We start from the raw sequence: 17476 nt of genomic DNA, 5'->3' as shown, positions 1-17476 counted from the left end.
CTATGGAACGCTCGAAGAACGATTTGTGGGTCGGCCTGTTCGTGCTCATCGGCGCGGCCGCCGTGCTCTTCCTCGCGCTGCAGTCGGCCAACCTGCTGTCCCTCAGCTTCCAGCCGACGTACAAGGTCACCGCGAAGTTCGACAACATCGGCGGCCTCAAGCCGCGAGCGGCGGTCAAGAGCGCGGGCGTCGTGGTCGGCCGGGTGGAATCCATCGGCTTCGACGACAAGAGCTACCAGGCCCGCGTGACGCTGGCGCTCGACAACAGCTACCGCTTCCCCAAGGACAGCTCCCTGAAGATCCTGACGAGCGGCCTGCTCGGCGAGCAATATATCGGCGTGGAAGCCGGAGCGGACGACAAGGTTTTGGCGGCTGGGGATACCATTACTACTACACAGTCGGCCGTCGTGCTCGAGAACCTGATCGGGCAATTCCTGTACAACAAGGCGGCCGAAGGGAAGAAATGAAGATCAAGAAACTCTTCGTGCTCGCACTGGCCGCCGTGGCCCTCGCCGGCCTGGGCGGCTGCGCCTCGCTCGCCGAACGCAACCCCGCGGACCCGTTCGAACCCATGAACCGCGAGATCACGAAGTTCAACGACGGCCTCGACCAGATGCTGCTCAAGCCGGTGGCCACGGCCTACCGGAGGGCGGTGCCGCCGCTGGTGCGCACGGGCGTGTCCAACTTCTTCGGCAACCTCGGCGACCTGTGGTCGGCCGCGAACAGTGCGCTGCAACTGAAGATCCCCAACGCGTTCGAGAACCTGATGCGGTTCCACGTGAACACCGTCTTCGGCCTCGGCGGCATCCTCGACCTCGCGAGCGAATTCAACATCGAGCGCCACAAGGAGGATTTCGGCCAGACGCTGGGGCGCTACGGCGTGCCGGCCGGCCCCTACATCGTGCTGCCCTTCCTCGGCCCCTCCACGCTGCGCGACACGCTGGCGCTGCCGGTCGACCGCCGCGGCGACCTCGTGCACTACACCAGCAACGAGGGGGTGCGCCACACGCTGTACGGCATCCGCGCCGTGGACCAGCGCGCCAACCTGCTGCGTGTCGGCGAGGTGCTGAACGAAGCCTCGCTCGACAGGTACACCTTCACCCGGGACGCGTACCTGCAGCGCCGGCGCGCCGAGATCGGCCGCGAAAAGCAGGACGACCGCACCGACGGCCAGACCCCGAAGGATGAGCCGCCGGCGCAAACGCCCGGACAACCCGCCAGCGCGCCCACGCGTTAAGGGGGAACCCCGCCGTCCGGGCGGGCTCCAATTGCACTGCACAGCCTTTGCGTTGAAAGGATTCGAATGAAACGACGTGTACTCGGCCGCTGGGCCGCCGCCTTCGCCACCGTGGCGTTCATGGCCGGTGTTGCGCCGGTTGCCATGGCGGCCGACGAAGCGCCCGACGCGCTGATCAAGCGCCTGTCGGACGACGTGCTCGCCAGCATCAAGGCCGACAAGAGCCTGCAAAGTGGCGACGTGTCGAAGATCATGCTGCTGGTCGACAGCAAGATCATGCCGAACGTGAACTTCCAGCGCATGACCGCTGCCGCGGTTGGCCCCGCGTGGCGCCAGGCGACGCCCGAGCAGCAGAAGCGCCTGCAGGACGAGTTCAAGACGCTGCTCGTGCGCACGTACTCCGGCGCGCTGGCGCAGGTGGACGACCAGACGGTGTCGGTGAAACCGCTGCGTGCGTCGCCCACCGACCCCGAGGTCGTCGTGCGCACCGAGATCCGCGGCCGCGGCGACCCGATCCAGCTCGACTACCGCCTGGAGAAGACTCCGGGGCAGGGCGCGGGCTGGAAGATCTACAACCTGAACGTGCTGGGCGTCTGGCTGGTGGAAACGTACCGCAGCCAGTTCGCGCAGGAGATCAACAGCAAGGGCGTGGACGGCCTGATCGCCGCGCTCGCCGAACGCAACAAGTCCAACGCGAAGAAGGGCTGATGCTGGTCCTTCCCGCGCAGTTGACGCACGAGCACGCGGCCGCCTGCTGCCGCATGCTCGCGCAGGGGCTGCGCGCGATTCCCGGTGCGCAGGCGATTGCCGATGCATCGGCCTTGCGGGCGTTCGATTCCTCCGCCCTGGCCGTGCTTCTGGACTGCCGGCGCGAGGCATTGGCGCTGGGCAAGACCTTCGCCGTGCACGGCATGCCTTCGCGGTTGCGGGACCTCGCCACGCTCTATGGCGTGGGCGAGCTCCTACCCGCCGCGCCGTAAGCCTTTCGGCCGCCCGATAAAATCACCGGCTTCCCATGCCGGCAGTCTCCTTCCAGTCCGTCTCCAAGACCTATGCCGCCGGGCGCGGTGCCTTCAAGGCCCTCGACGGCGTGAGCTTCGACATCGAGGAGGGCGAGTTCTTCGGCCTGCTCGGGCCGAACGGCGCAGGCAAGACCACCCTCATCAGCATCCTCGCGGGCCTCGTGCGGGCGACGTCGGGTAGCGTGCGCGTGCACGGCCACGACGTGCAGGCCGACTACGCCGATGCGCGCCGCAAGCTCGGCGTCGTGCCGCAGGAGCTCGTCTTCGACCCCTTCTTCACCGTGCGCGAGGCATTGCGCATCCAGTCCGGCTACTTCGGCGTGCGCAACAACGATGCGTGGATCGACGAGCTGCTGGAAAGCCTGGGCCTCGCCGACAAGGCGAAGGCGAACATGCGCCAGCTCTCCGGCGGCATGAAGCGCCGGGTGCTCGTCGCGCAAGCACTCGTGCATCGCCCGCCCGTGATCGTGCTCGACGAACCCACCGCCGGTGTGGACGTCGAGCTGCGCCAGACGCTGTGGCAGTTCATCGCGCGCCTGAACAAGCAGGGCCACACCGTGCTGCTCACCACGCACTATCTCGAAGAAGCCGAGGCGCTGTGCGGCCGCATCGCCATGCTCAAGCAAGGGCGCGTGGTGGCGCTGGAGCGCACGAGCGACCTGCTCAAGGCCGCCTCCAGCAACGTGCTGCGCTTCAAGCTCGATGGCGCGCTGCCGGCCGAATTCGAGAACAAGGCGCGCGTCACCGGCCGCATCGTGCAGCTGCCCGCGCACGACGCACACGAGATCGAGCAATACCTCGCCGTGATCCGCGAAGCAGGCCTGAGCGTCGAGGATGTCGAAGTGCGCAAGGCCGACCTCGAGGACGTGTTCCTCGACGTGATGGCCGAGAAGGCCGCCGTATGAACGGTTGGCAGACCCTTCTCTACAAAGAGGTGCTGCGCTTCTGGAAGGTTGCGTTCCAGACCGTCGCCGCACCGGTGCTCACCGCGCTGCTTTACCTGCTTATCTTCGGCCACGTGCTCGAAGGCCGCGTGAAGGTCTACGACCGCATCGACTACACGGCCTTCCTCGTGCCCGGGCTCGTGATGATGAGCGTGCTGCAGAACTCGTTCGCCAACAGCTCGTCGTCGCTGATCCAGAGCAAGATCATGGGCAGCCTGGTCTTCCTGCTGCTCACGCCGCTGTCGCACTGGAGCTGGTTCGTGGCCTACGTGGGCTCGTCGATCGCGCGCGGGCTGTGCGTGGGCACCGGGGTGTTCATCGTGACGGCCTTGTTCACGAAGGTGGGTTTCGCGGCGCCGCTGTGGATCCTCACCTTCGGGCTGCTGGGCGCGGGCATGCTGGGCGCGCTCGGCGTCATCGCCGGCCTGTGGGCCGAGAAGTTCGACCAGATGGCCGCCTTCCAGAACTTCATCATCATGCCGATGACGTTCCTCTCGGGCGTGTTCTATTCCATCCACTCGCTGCCCGATTTCTGGCAGGGTGTGAGCCACCTCAACCCGTTCTTCTACATGATCGACGGCTTCCGCTACGGCTTCTTCGGCGTGAGCGACGTCTCGCCGTGGGTGAGCCTGGGCATCGTCGGCACGGCCTTCCTCGTCGTGAGCGGCATCGCGGTGCACCTGCTTCGCATCGGCTACAAGATCCGGAACTGAAACATGACTGCTGATGAGTTGAAGACCCTCATTTCGTCGGGCCTGAAGTGCGACCACATCGAAGTGCAGGGCGACGGCCGCCACTGGGAGGCGCTCATCGTGTCAGCCGAGTTCGACGGAAAGCGTCCGATCCAGCGGCACCAGCGCGTTTACGCGACGCTGGGTGCGAGAATGCAGACCGACGAGGTGCATGCCTTGTCGATGAAGACATTCACGCCGGCCGAGTGGGCCGCGCGCACCGACCCCAACTGAAGAATTTCCAATGGACAAGCTGCTGATTCGCGGGGGCAAACAGCTCCGCGGCGAGGTCGAGGTTTCCGGCGCCAAGAACGCCGCCCTGCCGGAGCTGTGCGCCGCGTTGCTCACGGCCGAACCGGTGACGCTGCAGAACGTGCCGCGCCTGCAGGACGTGGCCACGATGATCAAGCTCATCCGCAACATGCGCGTGGACGTGACGACCGACGGCCATACGGTGACGATCGACGCCGGGCCCCTGAGCTTCCCCGAAGCGCCGTACGAGATGGTGAAGACCATGCGCGCGTCGGTGCTCGCGCTGGGCCCGCTGCTCGCCCGCTTCGGTGAAGCCACGGTCTCGCTGCCGGGCGGCTGCGCGATCGGCTCGCGCCCGGTGGACCAGCACATCAAGGGCCTGCAGCAGATGGGCGCCGAGATCGTGCTGGAGCACGGCTACATGATCGCCAAGCTGCCGAAGGGGCGCGAGCGCCTGAAGGGCGCCAGCATCACCACCGACATGATCACGGTCACGGGCACCGAGAACTTCATGATGGCCGCGTCGCTGGCCGAGGGCGAGACGGTGCTGGAGAACGCGGCGCAGGAGCCGGAGATCGTCGACCTGGCCGAGATGCTCATCAGGATGGGCGCGAAGATCGAGGGCCACGGCACGCCGAAGATCCGCATCCAGGGCGTGGACAAGCTGCATGGCTGCACGCACCGCGTGGTGAGCGACCGCATCGAGTGCGGCACCTTCCTTTGCGCCGTGGCTGCCACGGGCGGCGATGTGCTGCTCAAGCACGGGCGCGCCGACCATCTTGGCGCGGTCATCGACCTGCTGCGCGAGGCCGGTGCGAAAGTGACGGCCGTCGATGGCGGCATCCGCATCCAGTCCGAAGGGCGCCTGACGGCCCAGAGCTTCCGCACCACGGAGTACCCCGGTTTCCCCACCGACATGCAGGCGCAGTTCATGGCGCTCAACTGCATTTCGGAAGGCTCGTCGAAGATCACGGAGAACATCTTCGAGAACCGCTACATGCACGTGAACGAGCTCGTGCGCCTCGGCGCGGACATCCACGTGGAGGGCAAGTTCGCGGTGGTCCACGGCGTGAAGCGGCTGTCGGGCGCGGTGGTGATGGCCACCGACCTGCGCGCATCCGCCAGCCTGGTGATCGCCGGGCTGGTGGCGGACGGCGAGACCCTGGTCGATCGCATCTATCATCTCGACCGTGGGTACGAACAGATGGAGACGAAATTGCGCTCCATCGGCGCCGACATCGAACGAGTCCAGTAATTGATCACCCTCGCCCTCTCGAAGGGCCGCATCTTCGACGAGACCCTGCCGCTGCTCAAGGCCGCCGGGATCGAGGTGCTGGAAGACCCGGACAAGTCGCGCAAGCTGATCATCGGCACGACCAACCCCGAGGTGCGGGTCGTGATCGTGCGGGCGACCGACGTGCCCACGTACGTGCAGTACGGCGGTGCGGACCTGGGGGTCACGGGGTTCGATACGCTGATCGAGCACGGTGGCGCGGGCCTGTACCAGCCGCTGGACCTGCAGATCGCCAAGTGCCGCGTCAGCGTGGCCGTGCGCAGCGACTTCGACTACGCGAGCGCCGTGCGCCAGGGCTCGCGCCTGAAGGTGGCGACCAAGTACGTGGGCATCGCGCGCGAGTTCTTCGCGGCCAAGGGCGTGCACGTCGACCTGATCAAGCTTTACGGCAGCATGGAGCTGGCTCCCTTGACGGGACTGGCCGACGCCATCGTGGACCTGGTGTCCACCGGCGGCACGCTCAAGGCCAACAACCTGGTCGAGGTCGAGCGCATCATGGACATCAGCTCGCGGCTCGTGGTCAACCAGGCCGCGCTCAAGCTGAAGCAGGCCCCCATCCGGCACCTGATCGACAATTTCGCTTCCGCGATCGCGAAGCAATGACATGACCTTCCAAGCGAAACCGCTGCGCCTTGCCACGTCCGATGCCGGCTTCGATGCGGCGCTCAAGGCACGGCTGCATTGGTCCGCCGAGACGGACTCGCAGGTCGAGGACGCGGTCACGAAGATCCTGGCCGACGTGCGCAAGCGCGGCGACGCGGCGGTGCTGGACTACACGCATCGCTTCGACGGGCTGAGCGTGGTCGGCATGGACCAGCTCGAACTCAAGCCGGCGGAGTTGAAGGCGGCTTTCGAGGGCTTGCCCGACAAGCAGCGGGTCGCGTTGCAGTTCGCCGCCCAGCGCGTGCGCAGCTACCACGAGGCGCAGAAGAAGGCGTCCGGCGAGAGCTGGTCGTATCGCGATTCGGACGGCTCCCTGCTCGGCCAGAAGGTCACGCCGCTGGACCGCGTGGGCATCTACGTGCCCGGTGGCAAGGCGGCTTATCCGTCATCGGTGCTGATGAATGCCATCCCTGCGCACGTGGCGGGTGTGGGCGAGATCATCATGGTGGTGCCGACGCCGCGCGGCGAGAAGAACCCGCTGGTGCTCGCGGCCGCGCACGTCGCCGGCGTGTCGCGTGCGTTCACGGTCGGTGGCGCGCAGGCGGTGGCAGCCCTCGCATACGGCACCGAGACCGTGCCGCGCGTCGACAAGATCACCGGCCCGGGCAACGCCTACGTCGCCTCGGCCAAGCGCCGGGTGTTCGGGCAGGTCGGCATCGACATGATCGCGGGCCCCAGCGAGATCCTCGTGCTGGCCGACGGCAGCACGCCTGCCGAGTGGGTGGCGATGGACCTGTTTTCGCAGGCCGAGCACGACGAACTCGCGCAAAGCATCCTGCTGTGCCCCGACCCCTACTACATCGACGCGGTGCAAGGCGCGATCTACCGGCTGCTGAACGAGATGCCGCGCGCCGAGATCATCGCGAAGTCCCTCAATGGCCGCGGCGCGCTGATCCACACGCGCTCGATGGAAGAAGCGTGCGAGATCAGCAACCGCATCGCGCCGGAGCACCTGGAGATCGCCAGCACCGAGCCGCATCGCTGGGAGCCGCTGCTCAGGCATGCCGGCGCGATCTTCCTGGGCGGCTTCACGAGCGAGTCGCTGGGCGACTACTGCGCCGGACCCAATCACGTGCTGCCCACCAGCACGACCGCGCGTTTTTCCAGCCCGCTGGGGGTCTACGATTTCCAGAAGCGAAGCAGCATCATCGAAGTGAGCGAAGCGGGTGCTAACCAGCTAGGCGTGATCGCGGCAGAGCTGGCCTATGGCGAAGGGCTGCAGGCGCATGCCCGCGCAGCGGAGATGCGGCTGAAGAAGTGACACGAATTTCGTGGAACACGAAATTCGTGTAAACTCTGCCGAATGAGAAACGTCACCATCACGGTTGAAGACGACGCGCTGGAATGGGCGCGCGTCGAGGCGGCAAAGCGCAACACCAGTGTGTCGAAGCTCGTCGGCTCCTTCATTTCGGAAATGCGCAGGCGTGACGACGCGTACATGCGTGCGTACCACGAGTGGAAGAACGACACGCGCACGTGGAGCTCCGATGGCCAGCCGTACCCGAAGCGCGAGGAGTTGTACGAACGAGGCAGCAAGAGCTGATGCCCTCCGTTTTCGTCGACTCCAACGTTCTTGTGTATAGCGAGGACGGCCGCGAACCCGAAAAGAAGGAACGCGCTCTGGCTTGGCTGGAGGCTCTCTGGTCGCACCATGTCGGGCATCTCTCGACACAAACGCTCAACGAGTTCTATGTCAACGCCACGCGCAAATTGCGGCCACCGCTGGACCGCGGTGAGGCGCGGGCGAAGATACGTCGATTCCAGGCCTGGACGCCGCTCGTGATCGACCACAGCGTCATCGAGACTGCGTGGGCAGTCGAGGCGAGGTATGGGCTTCATTTTTGGGACAGCCTGATCGTGGCTGCTGCCCAGCATCTCGACTGCTCGGTCCTGCTCTCCGAGGACCTTGCGGACGGCCAGATGTACGGCATGGTCAAGGTCCTCGATCCGTTCCGGCACCCCCCCTCAGTCCTCGATACGCTCAAGTGAACCGGTCAAACCTCATCGCCACCCGCATCCGCCAGGACGTGCAGTCCATGCACGCCTACGCCATCCAGGAGTCGCGCGGCCTCGTGAAGCTGGATGCGATGGAGAACCCCCATCGCTTGTCGCCCGATTTGCGCAGGCAGCTGGGCGAGCGCCTCGCCGAAGTCGCGCTCAACCGCTACCCCGGCGCCCGCATCGACGAACTGCGCGCCGCGCTGGCCCGCCACGCGAAGATGCCCGAAGGCTTCAGCCTGATGCTGGGCAACGGCTCCGACGAGCTGATCTCGCTGGTGGCGATGGCCTGCGACGTGCCCGGTGCCTCCATCCTCGCGCCGCTGCCCGGCTTCGTGATGTACGCGATGAGCGCGCAGCTGCAGGGGCTGAAGTTCATCGGCGTGGACCTCACGCCCGACTTCGAGCTGGACGAACGCGCGATGCTCGCCGCGATCGAGCAGCACCAGCCCTCCGTCGTCTACCTCGCCTACCCGAACAACCCCACCGCCAACCTGTGGGACGACGCGGTCATCGAGAAGATCGTGCAGGCCGCGCCCGGCCTCGTGGTCATCGACGAGGCTTACCAGCCCTTCGCCAGCCGCAGCTACATCGACCGGGTCGCGAAGCACGAGCACGTGCTTCTCATGCGCACGATGAGCAAGTTCGGGCTGGCCGGCGTGCGCATCGGCTACATGATGGGCCCGGCCGCGCTCGTCGCCGAGATCGACAAGGTGCGCCCGCCGTACAACATCAGCGTCCTCAACTGCGAGGCGGCGCTCTTCGCGCTCGAGCACGAAAGCGTGTTCGCCGCGCAGGCGCAGGAAATCCGCGAGGAGCGTTCACGCATCCAGCGCGAGTTGTCGCGCATGCCCGGCGTGAAGGCGTGGCCGAGCGACGCCAACATGATCCTCGTTCGCGTGCCCGACGCGGCCCGCGCCTTCGACGGCATGAAGGCCCGCGGCGTCCTGGTGAAGAACGTTTCTAGAATGCATCCATTGCTGGCCAACTGCCTGCGCCTGACCGTCGGCACCGCCGACGAGAACACGCAGATGCTCGCGGCCCTGCAGGCCTCCCTATGACCGCACCCCAACGCACCGCCGAAGTCACCCGCAACACCGCGGAGACGCAGATCACCGTGGCCGTCAACCTCGACGGCACCGGCGTGGCCAAGCTTTCCACCGGCATCGGCTTCTTCGACCACATGCTGGACCAGATCGCCCGCCACGGCCTGGTCGACCTCACAGTCGAAGCCAAGGGCGATTTGCACATCGACGGCCACCACACGGTGGAGGACGTCGGCATCACGCTCGGCCAGGCGGTGCACAAGGCCATCGGCGACAAGAAGGGCATCCGCCGCTACGGGCATGCCTACGTGCCGCTCGACGAGGCGCTCTCGCGCGTGGTCATCGACTTCTCCGGGCGCCCGGGGCTCGTCATGAACGTGCCTTTCAAGAGCGGCATGATCGGTGCCTTCGACACCCAGCTGGCCCACGAGTTCTTCCAGGGCTTCGCCAACCACGCGTTCGTGACGCTGCACATCGACAACCTCAAGGGCGAGAACGCGCACCACCAGTGCGAAACCGTCTTCAAGGCCTTCGCGCGCGCGCTGCGCGCGGCCGCCGAGTTCGACCCGCGCGCCGCCGGCTCCATCCCCTCCACGAAGGGCAGCCTTTGAACGTGAAGACCGTGGCGGTGGTCGACTACGGCATGGGCAACCTGCGCTCGGTGTCGCAGGCGGTGGCGCACGTCGCCGCGGCCGAGGGCTTCCGCACGCTGGTCACTTCCAGGCCCGACGAAGTGCGCGCGGCCGAGCGCGTCGTGCTGCCGGGGCAGGGCGCCATGCCGGACTGCATGCGCGAGCTGCGCGATTCCGGCCTGCTGGCCCCCGTGCTGGAGGCCGCCGCCGCCAAGCCGCTCTTCGGGGTGTGCGTGGGCATGCAGATGCTGCTGGATCGCAGCGCCGAAGGCCCCACAGACGGCCTCGGGCTGATCCACGGCGAGGTTCTCAAGTTCGACCTGGCGGGCAGGATGCAGCCCGATGGCAGCCGCTACAAGGTGCCGCAAATGGGCTGGAACCGGGTCTGGCAGACGGGCGCCCACCCCATCTGGCAGGGCGTGGAGGACGGCGCGTACTTCTACTTCGTCCACAGCTACTACGCGCGGCCGTCGGATGCGCGCCACAGCGTGGGGGAAGCCGACTACGGCGCCCGCTTTACCGCCGCCATCGCCCGCGATAATATTTTTGCGACCCAGTTCCACCCCGAAAAAAGCGCCGACCAGGGGCTCGCCCTCTACCGAAACTTCCTCCACTGGAACCCCTGACGCCGCGCGAGCCGCTCCCCCCGATGCTTTTGATCCCCGCGATTGACCTGAAGGACGGCCACTGCGTCCGCCTGAAACAGGGTGACATGGACCAGGCCACCACCTTCAGCGAGGACCCCGCCGCCATGGCGCGGGCGTGGCTGGGCAAGGGCGCGCGCCGCCTGCACCTGGTGGACCTGAACGGCGCCTTCGCCGGCAAGCCGCAGAACCTCGCCGCCATCAAGGCGATCCTCGCCGAGGTGGGCGAGGAGATCCCGGTGCAGCTGGGCGGCGGCATCCGCGACCTGGACACCATCGAGAAATACATCGACAGCGGCCTGCGCTACGTGATCATCGGCACGGCCGCCGTCAAGAACCCGGGCTTCCTCAAGGACGCATGCAGCGCCTTCGGCGGCCACGTGATCGTGGGCCTGGACGCCAAGGACGGCAAGGTGGCCACGGACGGCTGGAGCAAGCTGACCGGCCACGAGGTGGTCGACCTCGCGAAGAAGTTCGAGGACTACGGCGTGGACGCGATCGTGTACACCGACATCGGCCGCGACGGCATGCTCTCGGGCATCAACATCGACGCCACGGTCAAGCTCGCGCAGTCGCTCACCATCCCCGTGATCGCCTCCGGCGGCCTGTCGAACCTCGAAGACATCCGCAAGCTGTGCGCGGTGGAGGACGAGGGCATCGAGGGCGTGATCTGCGGCCGCGCCATCTATTCCGGCGACCTGGACTTCGTGAAGGCGCAGGAACTCGCCGACGAGCTCGGCTCATAACGTGCTCGCAAAACGCATCATCCCCTGCCTGGACGTCACCGGCGGCCGGGTCGTCAAGGGCGTCAACTTCCTCGAACTGCGTGACGCCGGCGACCCGGTGGAGATCGCCGCGCGCTACAACGAGCAGGGCGCGGACGAACTCACCTTCCTCGACATCACCGCGACGAGCGACGAGCGCGACCTGATCCTGCACATCATCGAGGCGGTCGCTTCGCAGGTGTTCATCCCGCTGACCGTGGGCGGCGGCGTGCGGACCGTGGAAGACGTGCGCCGGCTGCTGAACGCGGGCGCCGACAAGACGAGCTTCAACTCCGCGGCCATCGCCAACCCGGACGTGATCGACGCAGCATCCGACAAGTACGGCGCGCAGTGCATCGTGGTGGCCATCGACGCCAAGCGCCGCGAAGGCGGCGGCTGGGACGTCTACAGCCACGGCGGGCGCAAGAATACCGGCCTGGACGCCGTGGCCTGGGCCACCGAGATGGCAAAGCGCGGCGCCGGCGAAATCCTTCTCACCAGCATGGACCGCGACGGCACCAAGGCCGGTTTCGACCTCGAACTCACCCGCGCCGTCAGCGACGCGGTGCCGGTTCCCGTGATCGCGTCCGGCGGCGTCGGCAACCTCGACCACCTCGCCGACGGCATCCAGAAGGGCGGCGCCGATGCCGTGCTGGCCGCCAGCATCTTCCACTACGGCGAGTACACCGTGGCGCAAGCCAAGCAGCGCATGGCCGAACGCGGGATTCCCGTACGGCTTTAACCAATCGCCGACAATAGGGCCACATGGATTGGCTCAATGACATCCGCTGGGACGCGCAGGGGCTCGTTCCCGTCATCGCCCAGGAACGGGCGACGGGCGACGTGCTCATGTTCGCGTGGATGAACCGCGAGGCGCTCGCGAAGACCGCGGAGCTGGGCCGGGCCGTCTACTTCAGCCGCTCGCGCGGCAAGCTGTGGTTCAAGGGCGAGGAGTCGGGCCACGTGCAGCAGGTGCACGAGATCCGGCTCGATTGCGACAACGACGTGGTGCTGCTGAAGGTGACGCAGCTGGGGCATGATCCCTCCATCGCCTGCCACACGGGCCGCCACAGCTGCTTCTTCCAGCGCTATCGCGACGGAAAATGGGAAGCCGTGGAGCCCGTGCTGAAGGACCCGGAGAGCATCTACAAGTGACCACCTCCAACGACTCGCTCGCGCGCCTGGCCGCGGTCATCGAAAGCCGCAAGGGCGGCGACCCGGACAAGAGCTACGTGGCCCGCCTGCTGGCGAAGGGCCCGGACGCGTTCCTCAAGAAGATCGGCGAGGAGGCGACCGAGGTGGTGATGGCCGCCAAGGACGGCGAGCCCACGAAGATCGTCAACGAAGTGGCCGACCTGTGGTTCCACTCGATGATCGCGCTGGCGCATTACGGCCTCACGCCGGCCGACGTCATCCGCGAGCTCGAGCGCCGCGAGGGCATGAGCGGCCTGGAGGAGAAGGCCTTGCGCAAGGTGCGCGAACGCGAAGGGGACTGAAGATGCCGGAAACCGACTACGCCCAGTTCGAGATGAAGTCGCCGCAGGACCGTTCGGTCATGAACGTGCTGTACGGCCTGCACGCCGTCGCGCCGTTCACGATGTGGTCACTGTCCGTCGTGGCGCTCGTCGTCAACTACATCAAGCGTGGCGACGAGCACGATGCCCTCTACGTCATGCACCACAACTACATGATCTCCACCTTCTGGTGGACGATCCTCTGGCTGGTGCTGACGTCGCCGCTGTTCCTGGCCTTCCTCATCCCCGGCTTCGTCGCGTGGTCCATCATCGGCGTCTGGTACGTGTACCGGTTCGTGCGCGGATGGCTGCGTTTCAGCAACCACGTCCCGCCCACCTGAGACATGTCGCACGACCCGAACTGCATCTTCTGCAAGATCGCCGAAGGAAAAATCCCCTCGAAGAAGGTCCACGAGGACGACGAGATCCTCGCGTTCCACGACATCCACCCGTGGGCGCCGGTGCACTTCCTCATCATCCCCAAGGCGCACATCACGTCGATGGCGCACGTGGAGGATTCGCATGCGGCCCTGCTCGGCAAGATGATGGCCCTCGTGCCGAAACTCGCGAAGCAGGAGGGCTGCCGCCCGTACCCCGAGGGCGGGTTCCGGCTCGTCTGTAACACCGGCGGCGACGGCGGCCAGGAAGTGCCGCACCTGCACTTCCACGTCATCGGCGGCCCGCGTCCGTGGCTCAAGGGCTGAACTTAGCCCGGCAACTAGAATCCACCCAAGTCTGTACAGGAGAGATCCATGGGTTCGTTTTCCATCTGGCACTGGCTGATCGTGCTGCTGATCGTCGTGCTGGTCTTCGGCACGAAGAAGCTCAAGAACATCGGGCAGGACCTCGGCGGCGCCGTCAAGGGCTTCAAGGACGGCATGAAGGACGGTTCCACGCCGGAGCAGCCCGTGCCGCCCGCGGGGCAGGTCACGGCCAGCCAGCAGCCGCCGGCCGCCGACAAGACCACCATCGACGTCGAAGCGCGCAACAAGTCCTGAAGCCCTAGCACGTGATCGACCTCGGCCTTTCCAAGATGGCATTGATCGGCGCCGTGGCGCTGATCGTCATCGGCCCGGAGAAACTGCCGCGCGTCGCGCGCACGGTGGGCACGCTCCTGGGCAAGGCCCAGCGCTACGTCAACGACGTGAAGGCGGAGGTCAACCGCTCGATGGAGCTCGACGAGCTCAAGAAGATGAAGGAGACGGTGGAGCAAGCCGCGCGCGAAGTGGAGACGTCCGTGTCCACCACGGCCGCCGAGTTCGAGAAGGAGTGGCAGAACGTCACGTCCACCGCGCTCGAGGAGCCGCCGTCCTTTCCCGAGTACAAGCACCCGAAGAAAAAGTGGCGCCTGAAGCAGGGCGCCGTGCCGCACTGGTACAAGGCCCGCGCGGGCGTTCGCACGAAGGCGCTGTCGGGCGCCGCCCGTGTGGCAAAGTACCGTCCGCACAAATTCAACTGAAAGTCCGGGCCGCATGGCCGATCCCCAAGACAAGGAAGACGAGCTCGCGGGTACCGAGCAGCCGTTCGTGGCCCACCTCGTGGAGCTGCGCGACCGCCTCATCAAGGCCATCATCGCCATCGGCGTGATGGCCGGGGTGCTGGCCATCTGGCCCGGCCCCGCGCACCTGTACGACCTGCTTGCCCAGCCGCTGATCGCGCACCTGCCCAAGGGCGCGACGCTGATCGCCACCTCGGTGATCTCGCCCTTCATCGTGCCGCTGAAGATCCTGCTGATGGCCGCGTTCCTGCTCGCGCTGCCCGTCGTGCTGTACCAGGCGTGGGCGTTCGTCGCGCCGGGGCTGTACTCGCACGAGAAGAAGCTGGTGATGCCGCTGGTCATCTCCAGCACCATCCTGTTCTTCGTCGGCGTGGCCTTCTGCTACTTCTTCGTGTTCGGGCAGGTGTTCTCGTTCATCCAGAGCTTCGCGCCCAAGAGCATCACCGCCGCGCCGGACATCGAGGCGTACCTCAGCTTCGTGCTCACGATGTTCCTGGCGTTCGGCGCCGCATTCGAAGTGCCGGTCGTGGTGGTCGTGCTGGCGCGCATGGGGCTGGTGTCCGTCGAGAAACTCAAGGAGTTCCGCGGCTACTTCGTCGTGCTGGCGTTCATCATCGCCGCGGTGATCACGCCGCCGGACGTGGTGTCGCAACTGGCCCTGGCCATCCCGATGTGCCTGCTGTACGAGGCGGGCATCTGGGCCGCGCAGGTGTTCATCAAGCACACCAAGGCGCCGGAAGAAGCCGGCGAAAAGGCCAGCTCCTAGCGGCCTTCCGGCACCGGCTGTTGCTGCCCGCGCGGCATTGCTCGCGGTTTCGGGCGCTTGCCGGGTGTCACCGTCACTTCCACCGTGTCGTCGCGCCGCTGCACGTGGAATTTCGTCGGCGCGCCCGGTTTGAGGCCGGCGACGCTGGACAGCAGCTCGCCGACGGTGCTCACCGACTTGCCGCCCACGTCGACGATCACGTCGCCGGGCTTCACGCCGGCTTGCGCGGCCGGGCCGTTCTGCAGCACGCCCGTGATCAGCACGCCCTTCTTCGCCTTCACGCCGAACGTTTCCATCAGCTCGGGCGAGAGCTCCGCGGGCTCCACGCCGATCCAGCCGCGCGTGACCACGCCTTCCTTCACGATGCCTTCGAGCACCTGCTTGGCCGTGGAGACGGGGATGGCGAAGCCGATGCCCATGCTGCCGCCCGAGCGCGAGTAGATGGCCGTGTTGATGCCCATCAGGTTGCCGTTGACGTCCACCAGCGCGCCGCCCGAGTTGCCGGGATTGATCGCCGCATCGGTCTGGATGAAGTTCTCGAAGGTGTTGATGCCCAGCTGGTTGCGGCCCACGGCGCTCACGATGCCGTGCGTCACCGTCTGGCCCACGCCGAACGGGTTGCCGATGGCCAGCACGTAGTCGCCCACCTGCAGCGAGTCGGAGTTGCCGAGCGTGATGACGGGCAGGCGGTCGAGCGTGACCTTCAGCACCGCGAGGTCGCTCTCCGGGTCGGTGCCGATCACCTTGGCGCGCGTGCGGCGGCTGTCCTGCAGCACGACCTCGATCTCGTCGGCGCCCTCGACCACGTGGTTGTTCGTGAGGATGTAGCCGTCGGTGCTGAGGATCACGCCGCTGCCAAGCCCGGCCTGCGGCTCGGCGCCCGCGCCCTGGTCGCCGAAGAAGAAACGGAACCACGGGTCGTTGGCGTACGGGTGCTTCGCCACGGCCTTGGTCGTGTTGATGCTCACCACGGCCGCCGACGCGCGCAGCGCCGCGTTGCGCAGGCTGCCCAGCGGCGCGGGGCCGGACGCGGGCGCGGTCGACTCGACGAGCGCCACGCCGGTGCTGGAGGACACCGCCGAACGCTTGTTCAGCCACTCGGGCTTGAGCGTCGCGACCACGAACCAGGCGGCCAGGAGGACCGTGACCGCCTGGGAGAAGACGAGCCAGTAACGTCGCATCCGTGCAGTTTAGACTGCCGCGCCTCTCGCAGGGGTGGAGTGGGGAACATGGTTCGCCTGGCCGCGCCGCCGCGGCCCGAGGTTGGCCTCCTCGACAGCCACCACTTCGCCGGTGGCCAGGTCGAGCGTGGCCGCGCGCGAACGCATCCCGCGCGCGGCCTCGGCCAGCCGCTGCGCGTCGTGCAGGATGTCCTCGACCGCGGTGTGCCCGGGCAGCAGGTGCACCACGCCCACGCCGATGTCCGGGCGCACGGACACGCGCGTGCCGTTCGGCCCGCTGACCTCGATGGGCCGGCGCAGGTTGGACGACACGCGCAGGCCCAGCGTGCGCAGCCAGGAGGGCGAGGGGATCGTCTCGACCAGCGAGACGAAGCACCGGTCCCAGTAGCGGCCCACCGGGTTCACGACGCCCACCTGGCGCTGGATGCGGTTGCCGACGGCGATGAACAGCTCGTTGAGGCCGTTGGGGCCCAACTGCTCGGCGATGCGGTCGAGGTCGAACACGATCACCGCGACGATGGCGCCGTCGCGCCGCGTGCGCCGGCGCCGGCGCTGCGCCTTGATCATCTTCTGCACGAGCGCGATGCCGCTGTACAGCTTGGTGACCGGGTCGTGCCGCAGCGACGACTCGGGGTCGGGGCGCGACAGCACGTGCGGGTGCGCGCGCAGCCACACCATCACGCTCACGCAGCAGGTGCACAGCACGGCGCACAGCGCGATGAGCACCTGCACGCCGATGGGCAGCTCCCACAGCCGCAGCGCGACGCCGTACAGCCCCAGGATGGCCGGGAGCGCGAAGCCGCTGCCCACCACCATGCCCGCGGCCATGCGGTCGCCCAGCAGGAAACCGCGCGTCGTGAGCCAGAAGAGCAGGGCGGCGTTGAGCAGGCAGATCGCGCCGGCGGCCGGCAGTTGCTGCGGCCACGGCAGCAGCAGGCAGGCCAGGCCCGCGAACGGCGAGACCCACCCCGCCCAGCGCAGCCCCGCTTCCATCAGGCTGTCGCGATAGTGCGCGCCGAGCCAGCCGCGCACCCAGTAGTTGCCCAGCGTGTTGCAGATGGGCCCGATCATGACCTGCATCACGCGCAGCCAGCGCTCGTCGAGCCCGGGCCAGATTTCGCGCGGCAGGCCGCTCAGGAGGAAGACGAAGAGGAGCGCCAGCGCGTGGTAGGCGGTGCCTTGCAGGCCCGCCACCGTGCGGCCGAAGGCGACTTCCGCCAGGCCGAGCAGCACGACGGTGCCGATGGCGCCGGTTGCCATGCTCCAGATCACGACTTCGACCGGGCTCAT

The 17476-nt window shown here is 67.1% G+C and carries 26 protein-coding genes; 24 read left to right on the top strand and 2 right to left on the bottom strand.

What is annotated here, in order from left to right:
- Positions 1 to 2: 2 nt before the first annotated feature.
- The 24 genes from mlaD to tatC all read left to right on the top strand — a co-directional run bounded on the left by mlaD (position 3) and on the right by tatC (position 15005).
- A complete protein-coding gene (mlaD, locus tag H8R02_RS10205; RefSeq protein WP_187081294.1) occupies positions 3 to 467 on the top strand; it encodes an outer membrane lipid asymmetry maintenance protein MlaD in 465 nt (154 codons plus the stop codon).
- Complete coding sequence (locus tag H8R02_RS10200; protein ID WP_187081293.1) at positions 464 to 1237, top strand: MlaA family lipoprotein; 774 nt, start codon at positions 464 to 466, stop codon at positions 1235 to 1237. The genes mlaD and H8R02_RS10200 overlap by 4 nt, the downstream gene beginning before the upstream one ends.
- A gap of 66 nt (positions 1238 to 1303) precedes the next feature.
- Complete coding sequence (locus H8R02_RS10195) at positions 1304 to 1945, top strand: MlaC/ttg2D family ABC transporter substrate-binding protein (protein WP_187081292.1); 642 nt, start codon at positions 1304 to 1306, stop codon at positions 1943 to 1945.
- Positions 1945 to 2217, top strand: coding sequence for an STAS domain-containing protein (locus H8R02_RS10190; protein ID WP_187081291.1), 273 nt, complete (start codon positions 1945 to 1947; stop codon positions 2215 to 2217). The genes H8R02_RS10195 and H8R02_RS10190 overlap by 1 nt, the downstream gene beginning before the upstream one ends.
- A 35-nt stretch (positions 2218 to 2252) precedes the next feature.
- Positions 2253 to 3164: an ABC transporter ATP-binding protein gene (locus H8R02_RS10185; protein ID WP_187081290.1), complete on the top strand. Its 912-nt coding sequence runs from the start codon at positions 2253 to 2255 to the stop codon at positions 3162 to 3164.
- On the top strand, positions 3161 to 3916 hold the full coding sequence (locus tag H8R02_RS10180; RefSeq protein ID WP_187081289.1) for an ABC transporter permease: 756 nt from the start codon (positions 3161 to 3163) through the stop codon (positions 3914 to 3916). The genes H8R02_RS10185 and H8R02_RS10180 overlap by 4 nt, the downstream gene beginning before the upstream one ends.
- A 3-nt stretch (positions 3917 to 3919) precedes the next feature.
- Positions 3920 to 4168, top strand: coding sequence for a BolA family protein (locus H8R02_RS10175; protein ID WP_187081288.1), 249 nt, complete (start codon positions 3920 to 3922; stop codon positions 4166 to 4168).
- Between the two features lie 10 nt (positions 4169 to 4178).
- Positions 4179 to 5441: a UDP-N-acetylglucosamine 1-carboxyvinyltransferase gene (murA, locus tag H8R02_RS10170; RefSeq protein ID WP_187081287.1), complete on the top strand. Its 1263-nt coding sequence runs from the start codon at positions 4179 to 4181 to the stop codon at positions 5439 to 5441.
- Entirely contained in the window at positions 5442 to 6083 is a 642-nt protein-coding gene (gene hisG / locus H8R02_RS10165; protein WP_187081286.1) for an ATP phosphoribosyltransferase, read from the top strand. It begins immediately after the preceding gene.
- Between the two features lies 1 nt (position 6084).
- Positions 6085 to 7404: a histidinol dehydrogenase gene (hisD, locus tag H8R02_RS10160; protein ID WP_187081285.1), complete on the top strand. Its 1320-nt coding sequence runs from the start codon at positions 6085 to 6087 to the stop codon at positions 7402 to 7404.
- Positions 7405 to 7446: 42 nt separating this feature from the next.
- Positions 7447 to 7686: a CopG family transcriptional regulator gene (locus tag H8R02_RS10155; RefSeq protein WP_187081284.1), complete on the top strand. Its 240-nt coding sequence runs from the start codon at positions 7447 to 7449 to the stop codon at positions 7684 to 7686.
- Complete coding sequence (locus H8R02_RS10150; RefSeq protein ID WP_187081283.1) at positions 7686 to 8132, top strand: PIN domain-containing protein; 447 nt, start codon at positions 7686 to 7688, stop codon at positions 8130 to 8132. The genes H8R02_RS10155 and H8R02_RS10150 overlap by 1 nt, the downstream gene beginning before the upstream one ends.
- Positions 8129 to 9202 (top strand): histidinol-phosphate transaminase, encoded by a 1074-nt coding sequence (gene hisC, locus H8R02_RS10145; RefSeq protein WP_354004896.1) that lies wholly within the window; start codon positions 8129 to 8131, stop codon positions 9200 to 9202. The genes H8R02_RS10150 and hisC overlap by 4 nt, the downstream gene beginning before the upstream one ends.
- Positions 9199 to 9798, top strand: coding sequence for an imidazoleglycerol-phosphate dehydratase HisB (hisB, locus tag H8R02_RS10140; protein ID WP_187081282.1), 600 nt, complete (start codon positions 9199 to 9201; stop codon positions 9796 to 9798). Before hisC ends, hisB begins: the two co-directional genes overlap by 4 nt.
- A complete protein-coding gene (hisH, locus tag H8R02_RS10135; RefSeq protein ID WP_290427962.1) occupies positions 9795 to 10445 on the top strand; it encodes an imidazole glycerol phosphate synthase subunit HisH in 651 nt (216 codons plus the stop codon). The genes hisB and hisH overlap by 4 nt, the downstream gene beginning before the upstream one ends.
- A 23-nt stretch (positions 10446 to 10468) precedes the next feature.
- Complete coding sequence (gene hisA, locus H8R02_RS10130) at positions 10469 to 11209, top strand: 1-(5-phosphoribosyl)-5-[(5-phosphoribosylamino)methylideneamino]imidazole-4-carboxamide isomerase (protein ID WP_187081281.1); 741 nt, start codon at positions 10469 to 10471, stop codon at positions 11207 to 11209.
- A gap of 1 nt (position 11210) precedes the next feature.
- On the top strand, positions 11211 to 11969 hold the full coding sequence (gene hisF, locus H8R02_RS10125; protein ID WP_187081280.1) for an imidazole glycerol phosphate synthase subunit HisF: 759 nt from the start codon (positions 11211 to 11213) through the stop codon (positions 11967 to 11969).
- Positions 11970 to 11992: 23 nt separating this feature from the next.
- Positions 11993 to 12382 (top strand): phosphoribosyl-AMP cyclohydrolase, encoded by a 390-nt coding sequence (gene hisI, locus H8R02_RS10120; RefSeq protein ID WP_187081279.1) that lies wholly within the window; start codon positions 11993 to 11995, stop codon positions 12380 to 12382.
- Entirely contained in the window at positions 12379 to 12723 is a 345-nt protein-coding gene (locus tag H8R02_RS10115; RefSeq protein ID WP_435531269.1) for a phosphoribosyl-ATP diphosphatase, read from the top strand. The genes hisI and H8R02_RS10115 overlap by 4 nt, the downstream gene beginning before the upstream one ends.
- Positions 12724 to 12725: 2 nt before the next feature.
- Positions 12726 to 13082: a DUF4870 family protein gene (locus H8R02_RS10110; RefSeq protein WP_187081277.1), complete on the top strand. Its 357-nt coding sequence runs from the start codon at positions 12726 to 12728 to the stop codon at positions 13080 to 13082.
- A 3-nt stretch (positions 13083 to 13085) separates the two neighbouring features.
- Positions 13086 to 13445, top strand: a complete 360-nt coding sequence (locus tag H8R02_RS10105) for a histidine triad nucleotide-binding protein (RefSeq protein WP_187081276.1) — start codon at positions 13086 to 13088, stop codon at positions 13443 to 13445.
- Between the two features lie 48 nt (positions 13446 to 13493).
- Positions 13494 to 13739, top strand: a complete 246-nt coding sequence (gene tatA / locus H8R02_RS10100; protein WP_187081275.1) for a Sec-independent protein translocase subunit TatA — start codon at positions 13494 to 13496, stop codon at positions 13737 to 13739.
- 11 nt (positions 13740 to 13750) lie between these two features.
- Positions 13751 to 14200: a Sec-independent protein translocase protein TatB gene (tatB, locus tag H8R02_RS10095; RefSeq protein WP_187081274.1), complete on the top strand. Its 450-nt coding sequence runs from the start codon at positions 13751 to 13753 to the stop codon at positions 14198 to 14200.
- A 13-nt stretch (positions 14201 to 14213) separates the two neighbouring features.
- A complete protein-coding gene (tatC, locus tag H8R02_RS10090; RefSeq protein ID WP_187081273.1) occupies positions 14214 to 15005 on the top strand; it encodes a twin-arginine translocase subunit TatC in 792 nt (263 codons plus the stop codon).
- Here tatC and H8R02_RS10085 read toward each other — a convergent pair.
- On the bottom strand, positions 15002 to 16186 hold the full coding sequence (locus H8R02_RS10085; protein ID WP_187081272.1) for a S1C family serine protease: 1185 nt from the start codon (positions 16184 to 16186) through the stop codon (positions 15002 to 15004). The two genes, tatC and H8R02_RS10085, sit on opposite strands and share 4 nt — an antisense overlap.
- A gap of 9 nt (positions 16187 to 16195) precedes the next feature.
- Positions 16196 to 17476 carry a diguanylate cyclase domain-containing protein gene (locus tag H8R02_RS10080; protein WP_187081271.1) on the bottom strand — a complete coding sequence of 427 codons (1281 nt, stop codon included), beginning with the start codon at positions 17474 to 17476 and terminating at the stop codon, positions 16196 to 16198.

Origin of the sequence: Ramlibacter albus (assembly GCF_014297445.1) — a bacterium.
Lineage (GTDB): Bacteria > Pseudomonadota > Gammaproteobacteria > Burkholderiales > Burkholderiaceae_C > Ramlibacter > Ramlibacter albus.
Note: the sequence above shows the minus strand (reverse complement) of the source record. Positions and strands in the feature narration are given on the sequence as shown.

Excerpts from the sequence above, each read along its gene's own strand:
- mlaD (WP_187081294.1), top strand. The coding sequence starts at position 3 with ATGGAACGCTCGAAGAACGATTTGTGGGTCGGCCTGTTCGTGCTCATC.
- H8R02_RS10200 (WP_187081293.1), top strand. The coding sequence starts at position 464 with ATGAAGATCAAGAAACTCTTCGTGCTCGCACTGGCCGCCGTGGCCCTC.
- H8R02_RS10195 (WP_187081292.1), top strand. The coding sequence starts at position 1,304 with ATGAAACGACGTGTACTCGGCCGCTGGGCCGCCGCCTTCGCCACCGTG.
- H8R02_RS10190 (WP_187081291.1), top strand. The coding sequence starts at position 1,945 with ATGCTGGTCCTTCCCGCGCAGTTGACGCACGAGCACGCGGCCGCCTGC.
- H8R02_RS10185 (WP_187081290.1), top strand. The coding sequence starts at position 2,253 with ATGCCGGCAGTCTCCTTCCAGTCCGTCTCCAAGACCTATGCCGCCGGG.
- H8R02_RS10180 (WP_187081289.1), top strand. The coding sequence starts at position 3,161 with ATGAACGGTTGGCAGACCCTTCTCTACAAAGAGGTGCTGCGCTTCTGG.
- H8R02_RS10175 (WP_187081288.1), top strand. The coding sequence starts at position 3,920 with ATGACTGCTGATGAGTTGAAGACCCTCATTTCGTCGGGCCTGAAGTGC.
- murA (WP_187081287.1), top strand. The coding sequence starts at position 4,179 with ATGGACAAGCTGCTGATTCGCGGGGGCAAACAGCTCCGCGGCGAGGTC.
- hisD (WP_187081285.1), top strand. The coding sequence starts at position 6,085 with ATGACCTTCCAAGCGAAACCGCTGCGCCTTGCCACGTCCGATGCCGGC.
- H8R02_RS10155 (WP_187081284.1), top strand. The coding sequence starts at position 7,447 with ATGAGAAACGTCACCATCACGGTTGAAGACGACGCGCTGGAATGGGCG.
- H8R02_RS10150 (WP_187081283.1), top strand. The coding sequence starts at position 7,686 with ATGCCCTCCGTTTTCGTCGACTCCAACGTTCTTGTGTATAGCGAGGAC.
- hisB (WP_187081282.1), top strand. The coding sequence starts at position 9,199 with ATGACCGCACCCCAACGCACCGCCGAAGTCACCCGCAACACCGCGGAG.
- hisA (WP_187081281.1), top strand. The coding sequence starts at position 10,469 with ATGCTTTTGATCCCCGCGATTGACCTGAAGGACGGCCACTGCGTCCGC.
- hisI (WP_187081279.1), top strand. The coding sequence starts at position 11,993 with ATGGATTGGCTCAATGACATCCGCTGGGACGCGCAGGGGCTCGTTCCC.
- H8R02_RS10110 (WP_187081277.1), top strand. The coding sequence starts at position 12,726 with ATGCCGGAAACCGACTACGCCCAGTTCGAGATGAAGTCGCCGCAGGAC.
- H8R02_RS10105 (WP_187081276.1), top strand. The coding sequence starts at position 13,086 with ATGTCGCACGACCCGAACTGCATCTTCTGCAAGATCGCCGAAGGAAAA.
- tatA (WP_187081275.1), top strand. The coding sequence starts at position 13,494 with ATGGGTTCGTTTTCCATCTGGCACTGGCTGATCGTGCTGCTGATCGTC.
- tatC (WP_187081273.1), top strand. The coding sequence starts at position 14,214 with ATGGCCGATCCCCAAGACAAGGAAGACGAGCTCGCGGGTACCGAGCAG.
- H8R02_RS10085 (WP_187081272.1), bottom strand. The coding sequence starts at position 16,186 with ATGCGACGTTACTGGCTCGTCTTCTCCCAGGCGGTCACGGTCCTCCTG.
- H8R02_RS10080 (WP_187081271.1), bottom strand. The coding sequence starts at position 17,476 with ATGAGCCCGGTCGAAGTCGTGATCTGGAGCATGGCAACCGGCGCCATC.